The 15,731-nt window shown below is 38.4% G+C and carries 16 protein-coding genes; 6 read left to right on the forward strand and 10 right to left on the reverse strand.

Annotated features, from left to right (window positions below; genetic code table 11):
* Positions 1–219: 219 nt before the first annotated feature.
* Both LB465_RS14860 and LB465_RS14865 read right to left on the reverse strand, forming a co-directional pair.
* Positions 220–2,691, reverse strand: coding sequence for a polysaccharide biosynthesis tyrosine autokinase (locus LB465_RS14860; protein WP_224470702.1), 2,472 nt, complete (start codon positions 2,689–2,691; stop codon positions 220–222).
* Positions 2,692–3,489, reverse strand: coding sequence for a polysaccharide biosynthesis/export family protein (locus tag LB465_RS14865; protein ID WP_224470703.1), 798 nt, complete (start codon positions 3,487–3,489; stop codon positions 2,692–2,694).
* A 165-nt stretch (positions 3,490–3,654) separates the two neighbouring features.
* Here LB465_RS14865 and LB465_RS14870 point away from each other — a divergent pair, with 165 nt between their 5' ends.
* The 4 genes from LB465_RS14870 to LB465_RS14885 all read left to right on the forward strand — a co-directional run bounded on the left by LB465_RS14870 (position 3,655) and on the right by LB465_RS14885 (position 7,688).
* The gene (locus tag LB465_RS14870) at positions 3,655–5,526 is read left to right on the forward strand and encodes an ABC-F family ATP-binding cassette domain-containing protein (protein ID WP_224470705.1); all 1,872 of its coding nucleotides are present in this window, start codon (positions 3,655–3,657) and stop codon (positions 5,524–5,526) included.
* 115 nt (positions 5,527–5,641) lie between these two features.
* The gene (locus LB465_RS14875; protein ID WP_224470707.1) at positions 5,642–6,004 is read left to right on the forward strand and encodes a four helix bundle protein; all 363 of its coding nucleotides are present in this window, start codon (positions 5,642–5,644) and stop codon (positions 6,002–6,004) included.
* 127 nt (positions 6,005–6,131) lie between these two features.
* Positions 6,132–6,944 carry an O-methyltransferase gene (locus tag LB465_RS14880; RefSeq protein WP_224470709.1) on the forward strand — a complete coding sequence of 271 codons (813 nt, stop codon included), beginning with the start codon at positions 6,132–6,134 and terminating at the stop codon, positions 6,942–6,944.
* Positions 6,945–6,989: 45 nt separating this feature from the next.
* Complete coding sequence (locus tag LB465_RS14885; RefSeq protein ID WP_224470711.1) at positions 6,990–7,688, forward strand: ABC transporter ATP-binding protein; 699 nt, start codon at positions 6,990–6,992, stop codon at positions 7,686–7,688.
* 1 nt (position 7,689) lies between these two features.
* Here LB465_RS14885 and LB465_RS14890 read toward each other — a convergent pair whose 3' ends face one another.
* Positions 7,690–8,271 carry a PhnA domain-containing protein gene (locus LB465_RS14890; RefSeq protein ID WP_224470712.1) on the reverse strand — a complete coding sequence of 194 codons (582 nt, stop codon included), beginning with the start codon at positions 8,269–8,271 and terminating at the stop codon, positions 7,690–7,692.
* Between the two features lie 71 nt (positions 8,272–8,342).
* Positions 8,343–10,049, reverse strand: a complete 1,707-nt coding sequence (locus LB465_RS14895; RefSeq protein ID WP_224470714.1) for a DUF885 domain-containing protein — start codon at positions 10,047–10,049, stop codon at positions 8,343–8,345.
* 151 nt (positions 10,050–10,200) lie between these two features.
* Here LB465_RS14895 and LB465_RS14900 point away from each other — a divergent pair, with 151 nt between their 5' ends.
* Complete coding sequence (locus LB465_RS14900; protein WP_224470716.1) at positions 10,201–10,383, forward strand: hypothetical protein; 183 nt, start codon at positions 10,201–10,203, stop codon at positions 10,381–10,383.
* Complete coding sequence (locus LB465_RS14905) at positions 10,371–10,667, forward strand: type II toxin-antitoxin system RelE/ParE family toxin (RefSeq protein ID WP_224470718.1); 297 nt, start codon at positions 10,371–10,373, stop codon at positions 10,665–10,667. The genes LB465_RS14900 and LB465_RS14905 overlap by 13 nt, the downstream gene beginning before the upstream one ends.
* A gap of 18 nt (positions 10,668–10,685) precedes the next feature.
* On the opposite strand, the gene LB465_RS14910 is transcribed toward LB465_RS14905, so the two are convergent.
* The 6 genes from LB465_RS14910 to LB465_RS14935 form a co-directional block, all read right to left on the reverse strand.
* Complete coding sequence (locus tag LB465_RS14910; RefSeq protein ID WP_224470719.1) at positions 10,686–11,693, reverse strand: metal-dependent hydrolase; 1,008 nt, start codon at positions 11,691–11,693, stop codon at positions 10,686–10,688.
* Positions 11,694–11,796: 103 nt separating this feature from the next.
* Positions 11,797–13,575, reverse strand: a complete 1,779-nt coding sequence (locus LB465_RS14915) for a MutS-related protein (protein WP_224470721.1) — start codon at positions 13,573–13,575, stop codon at positions 11,797–11,799.
* Entirely contained in the window at positions 13,568–13,933 is a 366-nt protein-coding gene (locus tag LB465_RS14920; RefSeq protein WP_224470723.1) for an MmcQ/YjbR family DNA-binding protein, read from the reverse strand. The genes LB465_RS14915 and LB465_RS14920 overlap by 8 nt, the downstream gene beginning before the upstream one ends.
* Before the next feature lie 54 nt (positions 13,934–13,987).
* Positions 13,988–14,602 (reverse strand): DUF4230 domain-containing protein, encoded by a 615-nt coding sequence (locus LB465_RS14925; protein ID WP_224470725.1) that lies wholly within the window; start codon positions 14,600–14,602, stop codon positions 13,988–13,990.
* 1 nt (position 14,603) lies between these two features.
* Positions 14,604–14,954 carry a DUF4260 domain-containing protein gene (locus tag LB465_RS14930; RefSeq protein ID WP_224470727.1) on the reverse strand — a complete coding sequence of 117 codons (351 nt, stop codon included), beginning with the start codon at positions 14,952–14,954 and terminating at the stop codon, positions 14,604–14,606.
* Positions 14,955–14,974: 20 nt separating this feature from the next.
* A complete protein-coding gene (locus LB465_RS14935; RefSeq protein ID WP_224470728.1) occupies positions 14,975–15,721 on the reverse strand; it encodes a cyclase family protein in 747 nt (248 codons plus the stop codon).
* Positions 15,722–15,731: the final 10 nt, after the last annotated feature.

The following is a 15,731-nucleotide window of genomic DNA, read 5'->3' on the forward strand; positions in this document are numbered from 1 at the left end:
GGTGGATGGAAAGGGTATCAATCTCAAGGTCCACCTGGAGTAATCGTTCTAAAAAGAGGAATGGAAAGGTTCAACTATATTATGGAAGGGTTAGAACTGGCAAAAGATGTGTACACACGGTAGCTTAAAAAAGGGAAGGAGCATTTACTCCTGTCTTATAATCAAAACGCAAGACATTAAAATATTCGTGTATTCGTGGCAAAACAGAAAAACAAAAATCTACTCAAAATTCCTCATCGCCTTCTTCCACCAGCGTTTAAATTTTCGAGTGGGATCAGATTTTTCAACGTAGCCTTTAGAATATCGGTTGTAGCCGTAGCCGTAGCCATAACCGTAGCCATAACCATAGCCATAACCATAACCGTATTTAGCGCGGTGTACAAAGTGGTTTAATACAAAACTGATGTTTTTAATTTCCCCTTTGTGATATTTTTCGTTGATAGATTCCAACATCCCGCGTTTGGTATAATCCTGACGTACCAGGTAAATTGTAGCATCAGCGTGTTTCACCAGGTTTAAAGCATCGGCAACCATCCCAATTGGCGGGGTATCCAGGATAATATAATCGTATTTCTGTTTTAATTCCTCCATCAGCTTATCCATCTGTTCATTGATCAATAACTCTGATGGGTTCGGAGGCACCGGCCCCGCGGTGATTACATCCAGATAAGGAATTTTACTTTGCTGTATAATCTCATGGGCTCCTGCCTGGTCTATCAAATAATTCACCACTCCTACATCATTATTCAGTTGGAAATCATCAAAGATCTTTGGCTTTCTTAAATCGACCCCCACCAGTACCGTTTTTCGTTCACTTAAGGCGAAAACCGTTGCTAAGTTCATCGCACAGAAGGTTTTTCCTTCCCCGGAAACCGAAGAGGTAATAAGCAAAGTCTTAGATCCGGTGACGCCCTGTTTTTTATACATAAACTGAAGGCTGGATCGCAAGCCCCTAAATCCTTCAGCAATAGAAGATTTTGGATTGCTAAAAACCACCAGGTTCGAGTCCATTTTACTTTTCCCGATCATTCCTAAAATAGGAATCGGGGATAAACGAGTTACTTCCTGCGCATTGTGGATATTTGTATTTAAGAAAACCAATAAAAACACAAATGTTAGTGGAATCACGCCCCCAACCAGTACGGCCATTACGTAATTAAGTTGGGTATTCGGACCAATTTGCCCGCCGCCGGTATCTTTAGCCGAATCGATCACCATCACATCGCTTACATTCGCGGCCTTAATAAGTCCCGCTTCGCTTCGCTTCTCGAGGAACATATTGTAGGATTTCTCGTTGAGACTATAACGGCGCTGAATTTTAAGCAAGTCCTGTTCTTCCTGCGGAAGTTTACTTATTTCAGATTCCAGCTGTGCGATCTGCCTATTTATATCCCTTTGTTCATCCTGCAACAAACCTTTAGAGGAACTGATATTTTCCAGCAAAATAGATTTAACCGAATTGATTTGACGGTCTATATCGTCAAAAACCGGGGAATCTTCTTTTAAGGAATACTGGTAATTGCTTCTTTCTTCCGCCAGGGAAATAATTCGGGAAACCCCGCTGGCAATGCTTCCTTCTGAAATCCCGGCTACAGATGGCGCGGGAACATTGGAATAATCATTTCTGGTTTCCAGGTAATTTCTTAAAGTTTCATAGTAAGAAAGTTGCCGTCTTATATCTTCTTTCCTGAGGTCTAAGGTTGAAAGCCGATTGGAAAGCTGGGAACTTTCCGCAGAAATATCCATTATCGCGTTTTCATTCCGAAACTGGTTCAGTTCTGCTTCTACCAGTTTTAAGGCTTCAGATTGGACCGCTAAACTGGAATCTATAAAACGAATGGTCTTGGTAGCAAAAAGGTTTTTCCGCGCCAGCATATTATCGCTAAGCACTTTCACGGTTCCGTTTAAATAATCTACAATCCGGGACTTATTTCCACCGGTTTGACTCATCCTTAATACCGAAGATCCCTGGGATTCAGGACTTACATTAACACCTCTATATCTCCCCACCGCCGAGTCAAAATTCATAAAACTCACGTAAAAAGGAGTTCCCACCTGCAGGGGCTGTTCTACCCTAAGAATAGTTCCGCTAAAAAATGGAAGCCGTACCTGTTCTCCCGATTTATAATTTTTACTGAATTCTTTAGGATCTACCTCCCTGTATGATTTCTCTTTGGTTTTATAATTCTGAAGACTCAAACTCGAGGGTACATTCGCTTTTAAATTATAAGTTGACGAATCTAAAAATGTAATCGTCATGGTTACATTTAAAGCTTGCGACATCGTGGTATCGGCAACTACTTTAAAAGGTGCACTTCCATAAGCATCAATTCGCTGATATTCCCCGTCTTTTAAATATTGGGTATAAAACTGAAGTTTTTCTACCACTTCTTCATTATGTGAACGCGATCTTAAGATCGTCATCGCGGTATTCACCTTATCTGAAGTGCCGCCCCAGTTAAAGGTTAAACTGGTGTTACTGGTAAAAAACGGATTTTGATCGTCTTTTATTGAAATGGAATTCCCCAGGTTATAAACAGGTAATTTTCTAACATTGTTATAGTACGCCACAGCCAAACTTATCCCCACCGAAAGTAAGATCAACTTCCAGTAGCTTATTACTTTAAGCACAAAACCTTTAAAATCGAAGGTTGAGCCTACATCTGATATGTGATCATCTTCATGCGCCATTTATATCCTGCTAAATAATAAAATTGTGGTTGTAACAAACGATAATATTGTCACTCCGGTTCTAAATATCTCCAGTCCTGTAGTGCCTAACCCCAGTGCTTTTTGCGGGAGGGCATTTACCAAAATAAGGTCGTTGGGTTGTATATAATAATACTCACTTTTCGTAGCATCTATATCGGTTAGGTCTATATGATGAATCTTTTCCCCTTCGGGATATTGCCTGATAATCTTTACATTTTCCATATCACCATATTCGGTAATTCCCCCGGCATTGGCCACGGCTTCCATAATAGACACTTTTTCTTTATAAATTACCTGGCTGCCGGTTCCTATCTCGCCCAGCGTGGTATATCTAATTCCTGCCAGCTTTACAGTAACAAAAATATTGGCTTCTTCCCTAAAATAATTTTCTAATAAAAGCTCTTCTATTTTCTCTCTTATTTCCCTTTCGGTATAACCTAATACGTTTACCTCGCCTAAAGTAGGAACGCGAATATTGCCGTGATCGTCTACGGTAAACCCGTCAAAATAAACTGCCTCTTCAGTAGTTGCGTTCGGATTTGCTTCTCCAACCGGATTAAACATTCCTACTAGTTCCTGGTCCAAAGCCTTTACCCGGATACTCAAAAGATCGCCGGTTTGTATACGATAAGGTTTTTTTAGCTGTTGAATTTGAATAATACTATCCAGCCTTTCGTCATTATCCTGGAGATAAGTGGTTTTTTTAGTAGAAATACAGGACGAGAAACTCAAAACTCCCGCCAGTAAGATTAGGATTAAATAGTATCTCTTCAGCATATTTTACTATTGGTTCGGGACATCAGGATGAATTAACTCGCCCAATGCACTTTAGAGCTTCCCATCATCATCCTAATTTAGATAGTTTTAACAAATATAGTTTTTGTAGGCTAATAATAAAATTAAGTCGCAATTTTCCTTTTATTTTGCACAAAACTCAAGTCTGTGAATTATTTAAGTGTAGAAAATATTGCCAAAGCCTATGGCGAACATGTATTATTCGAAGATATTTCCTTCGGAATTAATGAAGGCCAAAAAGTAGGTTTTATTGCCAAAAACGGAACCGGGAAAACGTCCCTCCTAAATATACTGGCAGGTTTCGATTCGCCAGATGCCGGTAAAGTGGTGTATAGAAAGGATATCACCACTGCTTTTCTTCCGCAGGAACCCAATTTAGATCCGAATTTAACGGTGGAAGAAACCATATTTTCTTCAGATAATGAAATTCTGAATATTATAAACCGATACGAAAAAGCGCTTAAAAATCCCGATGATGCTGATGCTTATCAGAAAGCTTTTGAAGAAATGGATGCTGCACAGGCCTGGGATTTTGAAACTCAATACAAGCAGATCCTTTCTAAACTGAAGTTGGATGATCTTTCTAAGGAAGTGAAATATCTTTCCGGCGGACAAAAAAAGAGGCTTGCCCTTACGGTAATGCTGTTGCAAAAGCCAAATTTCATCATTATGGATGAGCCTACCAACCACCTGGACCTGGATATGATCGAGTGGCTGGAAGAATATTTTAAGAAAGAGAATTTCACCATTTTTATGGTAACACACGACAGGTATTTCCTGGAACGGGTTTGTAATGAAATCGTGGAGCTGGATCACGGCCAACTATACACCTACAAAGGAAATTACGGCTATTATCTTGATAAAAAAGATGCGCGTATGGCCCAGGAAGCTGTCAATACCGATAAAGCCAAGCAACTTTATAAAAAAGAACTGGACTGGATGCGCCGCCAACCAAAAGCGCGTACCACAAAATCTAAATCCAGGATAGACGATTTTCAGGATATTAAAGACCGGGCGCATAAACGCCGCCAGGACCACGAAGTGCAGCTTGAACTCAATATGGAACGAATGGGCAGCAAAATTGTGGAGCTTCATAATATCGGGAAATCCTTTGAAGATAATGAGTTACTCAAAAATTTCAGCTATAATTTTAAGCGAGGAGAACGCATAGGAATAATTGGTAAAAACGGAACCGGAAAATCTACTTTCCTGAATATTCTCACCGGAGCAATAAAACCCGATGCCGGAAAAGTGGTTATTGGTGAGACCATAAAATTTGGTTACTATACCCAGGCTGGTATCAATATTAAACCCGGCCAGAAAGTTATCGAGGTAATTCAGGAATTCGGTGATTATATTCCACTGAAGAAAGGACGGCAAATTTCGGCGCAGCAGCTTTTAGAACGCTTTTTATTCGATCGCAAAAAACAATACGATTTTGTTGAAAAACTAAGTGGTGGCGAGCGCAAACGACTTTACCTGTGTACGGTTCTTATTCAAAACCCCAACTTCCTTATTCTGGATGAGCCTACCAACGATCTTGATATCGTTACGCTAAATGTATTAGAAAGCTTCTTACTGGACTTCCCGGGATGTTTGGTGGTGGTTTCCCACGACAGGTATTTTATGGATAAGATCGTAGATCACCTGTTCGTATTTCAGGGAGATACCGAAGTTCAGGATTTCCCCGGAAATTATAGCGATTACCGTGAATATGAAGAAAGCGCTGCCGCAGAATCTAAACAAGAATCTCAATCTACCGAGCAAAAAGACAATAAAAAGGACTGGAAAAAAACCAGTTCGGGCAGTAAACTGAATTATAACGAACAAAAAGAATACGGAAAACTGGAAAAAGAGATCGCCAAACTCGAGAAGAAAAAAGAGGAAATTCAGCAGAAATTCCTACAGGACCTCAGCGGCGAAAAAGTAGCCGAAAATTCAGTTGAACTCAAAAAAATTGAAGACCAGATAGAAGAAAAAACCGAACGTTGGTTCGAGCTTGGGGCGAAGGCGGAGTAGTTCAGTTGTGAGTTGTGAGTTGTGAGTTGTGAGTTGTGAGTTGTGAGTTGTGAGTTGTGAGTTGTGAGTTGTGAGTTGTGAGTTGTGAGTTAAAATTAATTTTTAAATATAACATATGAAAAGCTACCGGGACTTAGATATCTACAATCTATCTTTTGAATACGCATTAGAAGTTCATAAAGCCTCACTTAAGCTTCCTAAATTCGAATTATATGAACAGGGCAGTCAGTTAAGAAGATCTTCAAAAAGTATTAAAGACAATATTGTTGAAGGATATGGAAGAAGAGCTTATAAACAAGATTTTATAAAATTCCTGGTATACGCACACGCCTCACTTTTAGAATGTTTATCACAATTGGAAATGATTGACGAATTATATGAAATCAAAGAAATAAAGATACTAAGAACAAAATACGATCTTTTAGGGGGAAAGATTTATTCGTTTATACAATACGTGGAAAAGAATTGGAAGACTTAATAATTTATAACCGAATATTAAGAATCGAAACCCACAACCGAAAACTGACAACTCATAACTGACAACCGATAGCTTGCTTCTAAAATCCTACATAAAATTCCTTCTTAAATCCCAAAATCAACACGGGTTGCACTCCCCTTTTGTTTATGATTTGGTGACGAATTGTTTTTATGATAGAAAGAAACACAAGGAATATACGCTTCTAAACGAGTACCGAAAAGATCTTTTAAAAAACCATAAGACGATTAAAGTTACCGATTTTGGTGCCGGGAGCAGGGTGTTTACCTCTAATGAACGTATGATTTCAGCCATTACAAAGAATATTGGAATTCCGAAGAAAAGAGCCAGGTTTTTATTTCGGTTGGTTAATTATTTAAAGTGCAAAAATATTCTGGAATTGGGAACTTCTCTGGGAATTGGTACAGCTGCACTATCTGCAAATAAAAAAAGTAATGTAACGAGTATTGAAGGCTGCCCGCAAACAGCTGATATAGCGCGGCAACAGTTAAAGAAATTTGGCATTAACACTGTAAAGCTTGTTGTGGGGGAGTTTGAGGAAATACTTTCCAGAATTTTAACCCACTCACAAAATAAAACAAAAACCGAAAGTTCAGGAAATTTAGAAAGAACACAACGAAAAACAACAAACAATAAACACCAAACCAAAAACTACAAACCAAGAATAACTTTCGATCTTATATATTTCGATGGGCATCATACCAAGGAAGCAACCTTAAAATATTTCCATCAATTACTACCAACCGCTCATAATGATTCGGTATTTGTTTTTGACGATATTCACTGGTCCCCAGGGATGGAAGCTGCCTGGGAAGAAATTAAAGCGCATCCAGAAGTAAGGGTGAGTATTGATACATTTTTCCTCGGACTCATATTTTTTAGAAAAGAACAGGCTAAACAGCATTTTACAATCAGGTTGTAACAAAAACCGTAAAGCGGCGTCCTATAAGCACAAAATTATTTCTGCATGAGTAAAGTCATTGAAATCAGACAAATTACCAGGGATTTTCCTTTAGGAAATGAAATCGTAAAAGTTTTAAAAGGAATCGATCTTGATATAGATCGTGGTGAATATGTAGCCATTATGGGACCTTCCGGTTCGGGAAAATCTACCTTAATGAACTTGCTGGGTTGTCTTGACACACCAACTTCCGGACACTATATTCTAAATGGAAAAGATGCAAGCCAGATGAGCGACGATGAACTCGCTGAAATCAGAAACAAGGAAATCGGTTTTGTTTTTCAAACTTTTAACCTGCTTCCAAGAACTACTGCTTTAGAAAATGTAGCCTTACCAATGATCTATGCCGGTTACAGCAAAGCAGACCGAATTAAACGTGCGGAAGAAGTTTTAACAAACGTAGGGCTTGGAGACAGAATGGACCATAAACCCAATCAGCTTTCGGGTGGACAACGCCAAAGAGTTGCTGTAGGAAGGGCTTTAGTTAATAAACCTTCCATAATTCTTGCCGATGAACCTACCGGAAACCTGGATTCAAAAACTTCATTGGAAATTATGAATCTTTTTGATGAAATCCACGCAGCAGGAAATACGGTAATTCTGGTTACTCACGAAGAAGAAGTTGCCAACCACGCCCATAGAATTATTCGCCTTCGCGATGGAATTATAGAAAGTGATGAGCGAAAAGAGGTGTTAAGCAACTAGCTTAAACCTTCTTGACAAATTTGGTTAGAATTACAATTTGCTGACCTTCTACTTTACCTTCAATTTGTTCAGGATTGTCGTGCACTAAAGAAACCCTGCGAACTGCAGTACCGCGTTTTGCAGTAAGACTACTGCCTTTTACATTTAGATCTTTGGTAAGTACAACCGTATCCCCGGCTTCAATTAGGGCTCCGTTGCTATCTTTATGGATTACTTCTGTGGTAGTATTTTCTTCGGAAACCAACTGGGATTGAGCAAAAGCTTTCAACTCGTCTTCCATATACATCATATCAAGCAAGTCTTGAGGCCAGCCTTCAGCCTTTAGTTTGGTCAGCATCTGAAAAGCAGTTACCTGAACAGCAGGAACCGTACTCCACATACTATCGTTTAAACAACGCCAATGATTTACCTCAACTTTATCAAAATCTTCCAGTTGTTCGGTGCAAACCTGGCACGCCATAAAACTTCCATCGGTAACTTCACCGGGGAAATCCTCAAGACTATAAACCTGTAAATTATCTGTAGCGCTACAAAGTTCGCAGGTACTATCGCTGCGCTCCCTTAATTCCTTTTCTAAATTCATTATTGATTTTTGAAGTCGCGAAGATAGGATATTAAAGAAGAAACCATAGAGGTATCAATCGTTTATAACAGCTATTTGGTTTCTTCAATAAAAGCATTCACCCGTTCTTCTAAAATAGGAAGCGTAACCACCCCCTGCTCTAAAATAACTTCATGGAAATCTCGAATATTGAAATCTGCTCCTAAAGTTTCTTCTGCTTTTTTGCGTAATTCCCTGATTTTAATCTCGCCAATCTTATAGGAAACCGCCTGTCCCGGCCAGGAAATATATCGATCTACTTCGGTGTTAATATTATGCATAGAAAGCGCGGTATTTTTTTCGAAATATTCTACTGCTTCTTCCCTGCTCCAACCCATCGCGTGGATTCCGGTATCGATTACCAGTCGGCAGGCGCGCCATTGCTCGTAGGTGAGTTTTCCAAACAGCTCGTAAGGCGTGGTATAAATTCCCATATCTTCGGCTAAAAATTCAGAATATAAGCCCCAACCTTCTCCATAAGCCGATAAATACATATTCCTACGGAATTTAGGAATACTGTCTCCCAGTTCGGCATTAAGCGCATTTTGTAAATGGTGACCAGGCACGGCTTCGTGAGCGGTTAAAGATGGCAATACGTACAACGGACGATTAGATAAATTATAAGTATTCACCCAGTAATAGCCCGGTTGGGTTTCATCTGAAGCACCAATATAACGGCCCGTGGTATATTTCGGAGCGATGGCATCGGGCACTTTTGTAACCCCGTAAGGTTTTCTTGGTAAGGTTTTAAAATATGCCGGAAGTTTTGCGTCAATTCGCTTGGCGATGTCGCGGGCTTCCTTTAATAATTCTTCCCCGGTTTTTGCATAAAACTGCTCATCGGTTCTTAAATAATGGATAAATTCCTCGAAACTCCCGTCAAATTCAACCTCAGCAATAATCTTCTTCATTTCTGAATTAATCCGCGCTACTTCTTCTAAACCAATCTGGTGAATTTCTTCTGCACTCAGGTCTAAAGTGGTATAATAATCCAAGCGATTTTGATAATATTCACGACCGTTCGGAATTTCGGAAACACCTAAACTTGTTCGGGTTCCTGGCAAATATTCGGTTTCAAAAAATTCTTTAATTCTTATAAACTGCGGAATCACATTATTGGCAATCGCATTTTCTGCAGCCGTTAAAACCGAATCCTTTTGCGCTTCGGAAAGTATCCCTGGTAGATTTTCAAAAGGTTCATAGAAATAGCTTTCTTTTGGATCTTCCACGATCTGGTCGTTATAAGTAGATTCATAACCTTCAAAAATTATTCGTGGCTGGGTATTTCCTTTCTGTAAACCTTCACGCAATAAAGCGAAATGCTGATCTACATAAGTGGGAATCGCATTCAGTTTATTTAAATAAGCTTTCACCTGTGCATAATTATTTAAATCACGCACCTGGTAAGCCAGGCTTAAATGAAAACCAGAATCAGAAAGCAAAGGATTCAAATAGGCTTCATACTCATAGCGATCTATGGTTTCCTGAAGCTTAAACTTTAGCATTTCCAGCGAAATCTGTTCAGTTTCGCTTAAAGAATCAGCATTGATCTCCTGAAGTTCCTCTATATGTTTTTCGGCAAATTTAGCTTCCTCTTTATAATATTCTTCGGTATAAAGTCCTAACGGAAATTCCTCCCTATCGTAGGCTTTAAGATCCTCAATTTTACTGATAATCGAATCAAGGTTTTTTGAATTCTGTTGGCCCGATAAACCGGAAATAAATAAAAAAGTAAAAACAAGTGTAAATAAATATTTCATAGAAAAAGGGAATTTTCAATAAAGATAAGATTTCTGAAGAAATGGTTTTGGCGGAAAGTTTCGCCACTAGTGCACGAATATCCTCTATTTGCAATAATCATCTCGATAAATTTAAAATTGTATCTTGTAGTAAGTTTAAATTGATAAAAAAATGCTTACAAAAAGTAAATTAAGAGAGGAAATTGAAAAACTACCAGACACATTCTCCATTGATGAGCTGGTAGAACGCTTAATCTTTATTGAAAAAGTTGAAAGAGGTATAAGTCAGTCACAAAAGGGGGAAGTAATCTCTGAGACTGAACTGGACAATGAAATTGAAAAATGGTTCAAATAAACTGGACTTTTCAAGCAAAATATGACCTAAATAGTATTGCTGAATTTATTAGTAAGGATTCTAAGAAATATGCGGAACTGCAAATCATTAAACTTAGAAACCGAACAAAAATTTTAAAGACTCAACCCTATTCCGGAAAATTAGTACCTGAAATAAATCAGCCAGAAATTCGGGAGTTGATCGAAGGGAATTATAGAATTATTTATAAAATTGTAAATGACCTAAGAATAGACATATTAACTGTACACCACTCCGCACGCAATTTTAAAGGAGAAAAGTTGTAATTATTAATTGAACAAGCCCTAATTCCCCAAGATTCGGTTTCCCAACTGCGATAATAATTCCTTTGCATCGCCTCGTGTTTTTTCTGTTTCTATGGCTTTGATTTCACCATTTTCTTCAATCAGTTTATAACTAAAAGCAAAGTCGGCGTCTACCCTGGCTATTGGGCTTAAGGTGCCAAAACGAAGATCATTAAAATAAATTTCTCCTTCTTTTTCTGAAATGGTATACCAACCTTCGGAAATATCGATAAGTCGTTTTACATTTCTTTTTTCACTCCAATTGCCCAGCAAGTCGTGGTTTTTAGGATGCGATACAAACTCGATCGGTTGTGTATCAAAAATTGAATAATTGCCAATTAAGTAAGCCTTATCCACTTCCACATTGGCCGACCATAAAATAGTATTTAAGGGTGAGGGTTTTGTTTCTATCTTTTTATAGTCAATTCCCTGTTTATCTAAAGCATCAACAAACTTGTCAAAAGTATAAAGCTTTAAAGCCGGGGTAATCATCAATAAATAAATACTGCTAATTATAAGTCCAAAATTATTAAGTTTTCTTCTTTTTGCGGTTCCTCTTTTTTGCCGCATCGCCAGGATTAAAAACACAAGAAAAGGCAAAGTGTATAAAGGATCTATCACAAAAATATTCTTATACGCCAAACGCACTTCTAAAGGCCAGAATAACTGTGTACCCCAGGTTGTATGGGAATCTAGTAAGGGGTGCGTAAAAAAGCCCCAAAACATCAACCACGACCAGTTTTGCCAGGTAGCAATAGATTTTCTTTCAATTTTTGAGATCAGCCAACCAAAAACAGGTGCAAAAAGTATGGAAAACGCAATAGAGTGTGTAAATCCGCGATGGATCTCAATGGCAGTTATAGTATCGGTAAAAACGCTGGCAAAAGTATCCAGATCTGGGATAGTGCCAGCAATTGCACCGTAGAGCATCGCTTTGTTACCTACTTTTTTTCCGAGAACTGCTTCACCTACCGCAGCACCTAATACTATTTGAGTTAGTGAATCCATTTATGATTTTGGCTCTTGTAAATTTATTTTTTTCACAGATTAGATCCTGACTTCTCGACTCCGCTCGAAGTGACAAATTCGGGATGACGAAAAAAGACAGAAATCAATCATCTACAATCTCCATTTTCCGAAGAAGAAAAGACGCATTCATATTCTGGCAAATCCCGTCTTTGAATTTATAGTCAAAATGTAACTCGTCATTGATGATTTCTGCATCGAAATAATGGTTTTTCACCTGACTTAATTCTGAAGTGATTTCACATAAGCTTAAATCGTGCGTCGCGATAATTCCGGTGGAATTGGAATTAACCAATTTCCTGATGAATTTTTTGGAGCCGATAGCTTTATCGCTGCTATTTGTTCCTTTTAAAATTTCGTCCAGAATAATAAAATAACGATCGGTTTTAATTTCGTCTACAATAAATTTTAGTCGCTTTAATTCCGAAAAGAAATACGATTCATCGTCACTTAGCGAATCGCTGGTACGCATACTGGTAATAAGTTTAATTGGCGAATATTTGCAATTTTCAGCACAAACCGGCAGCCCAATATTACTCATTAAAATTTGCAGGCTAACCGTTCTTAGAAACGTACTTTTCCCAGCCATATTTGCCCCGGTGATAATAAAGAATTCTTCATCGCCAATTGCAAAATCGTTGGCTATTCTTTTTTCAGGATCTAAAAGCGGGTGCGCTAATTTCTCTGCAGAAATCCCTCTTTTTTCATTGATGATTTCAGGAAAAACATAGGTTGGGTGATTAAACACAAAATTACCTAGCGAATTATAGGCATCGGTAAATTCAATCACTTCAAACCAGTTTTCAACGTGTTGACGGTAGGCTGAAATCCATTTTTCCAGCTTATAGCTTTGCCGAAGGTCCCAAAGCAAAAATCCGTTGGCAAAAATCCCAAAAAGCATATTATTACGCTGGTCTAAAGAATCTATCGCTTTGGAAAATTCTTTAAAAATCGCCGAGGCTTTTTTCTTTTCAGCATTAATAAGTTGCTGATTCTTTTTTAAGGTGTCTGAGGAAAAATTTTCTCGTTCTATAAGTCCGAGTAAAAAATGGTATTGATGAAAAGTATCCTGAATCTTACTCACACTCCCTGAAAGTAAATTGATCTTTTTCAGGTGAATTCCTGTAAAAAGCAATCCTGCCAGAAACCATAGGAAAAGATGGATGCCTTTTAAATAATCAAAAGAATAACCCGCGATCACTAAAATAGAAATCACCGAAAATACTGCGGGCAACCATTTGATGTACTTCGGGACAAAGTTTTTATAGTTTTTAAACCAATTAATCACGGTTTTTGAAGGGGTTTCGGTCTTTACCAATTTGGCAAGCGCGGTAAATTCCTGCCGCCATTCCGGTTTCTCTGCTAATTCTTTTACAGTTTCCTGTTTCTGCTGGATATCCTCAATACTATTTTCGGTAAAAATAGCCGCCAGTTTTTTAGTGCCTTCATAAAGCGAGGTGCGGTTGGAATATTGAAAAAACGATCCCCGCCCAAACAAATCGATATCCTGGCTATAGGGATGCAACGGGTTTTCAAATTCGCTCCCATTAGGCAAATCGTGGAAATTCCTGGTTTTAAGAATATCAATTTCCAGTTCGTTAAGCCGAATTATTTCCTTTTGCTTGTCACTTTTGTCTTTAAGATCACTGTGCCGGGAAACCAAAAACAGGAAAAGCGCAATCCCGCCGATAATTACCGGAACGATCACGTTCATATTTCCAAAGAAATAATAAATAGCGAAACAAATTGCCAGGAAAATCAGTAAGCGAATTAAACTGGAAACCATCAGCTTTTTGGATATCTTGCTTAATTCCTGCTGGTGTATTCCTTTTTGTTTTGTGTAAAATTCAAGTGGATTATTCATCTAAATCTTTAAGTTCTTGTTGTTGTTTTTTGGTTAAACCCGCTATTACCAAATTGTATGAATGGTCTATCAACTCATACACAAAGTTTGGTTTCAAACGCCCATCCAGGATCACGGTATTCCAGTGTTTCTTATTCATATGGTAACCGGGCAAAATATGAGCTTCATACTCTTCGCGAAGTTCCACTGCTTTCACTGGATCGCATTTTAAGTTTACACTAAGTGGCGCCGAATCCAGCCCTGCCAATGCAAAAACCTTTCCTATTACTTTAAATACCAGCGTATCTGGACCAAAAGGTAATTCTTCCGTCACGCCCTTTTTGGCAATACAGTAATTTCTTAGGCTTTCAATGTCCATAATTAAGTCCTGTCATTTCCGTGAAGACGGAAATCTAATTTTACCAAAAGAAATCTATTTTTCAATTTTCGCTTGTTTTTTATCCTCTAAGGTCAGCGCGGTATAATCAAGTTTCCAGCCTATGGTTTCAACAATTTTTTCCATCAATAAAATAGTATCTAAAGCCTCTTTTCGCGCCTGGTCTAAAAGTCCGCTTTGTGGAATTTTATCGACGATATAATTTTTTGCATCTCGATTAATATCAGTAAGATCTGAAGTGGTAAACGGGTTGGCCCAGCCTTCACGCTTATCGTAATACTTAAAATCGGTTTCTACGGTAAGTAATTCCGGTTGCGGAAAATTGGTAAGTAAAATCGTTCTTTTCTCGTTGTCGCTATTCATTCTAATCTTGCTAAGGTCAAAACCAACGTGCGCTTTGGCATTAACCAGAACGATCGCTTTTTTCTTTCCAAGTAACAAACTCAGGTATTTTTCCTTTAAATTCTCGTAATGATAGATTTCAGAAAAATCGCCTTCAACCGTAATGAACTTGCAAACGCTTTTTATTTTATCCATAATCACCAGCGATTGCTCATTGGTTTTAAGCTTTGATTTTTCTCTGTTAAACCTGGCAAAAATAAAATAAGCCACGACCGCTCCCACGGCCAAACCGATAAATAAAAATTCCATATTAATTTCCTATTTCTCCCAAATGAGTGAATTTGAAGCCCTTTTCGTACTTGAGTCCGTAGCCCAAAATACGATCAAAAGCCGCGTGCGAAAACAAAATTACGCCTATTAATTGAAATACCTCGTCTTGAAGATAAAATCCCAAAAACCATAGCAAAATAGCAAGTCCTTTATGGTGAAAAATGTTGTAGATAAGAGCGCCGATTTTATTTCCGAAGAGATAACCCAGCATTCCAAAATCTGGTGTGAAAAACAAAACCAAAAACCACCACCAGGCAAAATCTAAGTGGCTAAAAGCGAAGACTCCCAACAGTAACATCGCGAGTTCTTCCAGTTTGAGTGTTATTTTCATGGCTTAATCTTATAAGACTTTTATTGAATTTTATATAAAACAGGTTTTGAAGGGCTGGCATCATTTTCAAAAGAAGCGAACTGCAGGTTTAATAAATAATCCCCATCCTCGATAGAATTTGGGACATAAATAAGCTCGGTAATTGTAGCTTCAAAACGGGTATTTTTCGGGTAATTCCAAAAAGCTTTGTGCGCCAGCAACTTTCCACCGTCTTTTTCTTTATCTACTGAAGGCAAATCGATGAGCAGATGCTTTACCCCGCAACTTCTAAGGTAAACCATCGCCTCCTCGCTAAGATAAGGCCAGTTGGTATGCGAATATTTTCTGGTTTGCTTTTCCCTGAAATTAGGAAGCGTCCGAATAATCAAAGCTTCGGTGTTTTTAGACTGAAAATTTTCCTTTAAAATTGCCTCGGAAATCACCTGATCTCCTCCTATTGTTTCGGGTTCTACGGAAATCAATTTTGAAAAGAAGAAAAACCTCTTCAGCGTTTGATTGATACTATAAAATTCCCTGGAAATATGACCAACACATTCGGTATGTGTTCCGTGGGCGTGCGGATTAAATTGAATGTTATTAAAATTAACCGAAGCACCTTCGGAAACCTTCCCAATAAAATCACCGTCTTTCACCGGGTTTATTTTGGGCGCATCCAAATACCAGGCCACAGGATTTTTTGCATCCCCCCGCAACCCGATGGAAATATCTAAGGGTTTCGAAAAATCTGTCTGGTAGGTTTTATTGTTGAGTTCTATACTTGCTTTCACAAGTTAAATG

Origin of the sequence: Salegentibacter lacus (assembly GCF_020164555.1) — a bacterium.
GTDB classification, from domain to species: domain Bacteria; phylum Bacteroidota; class Bacteroidia; order Flavobacteriales; family Flavobacteriaceae; genus Salegentibacter; species Salegentibacter lacus.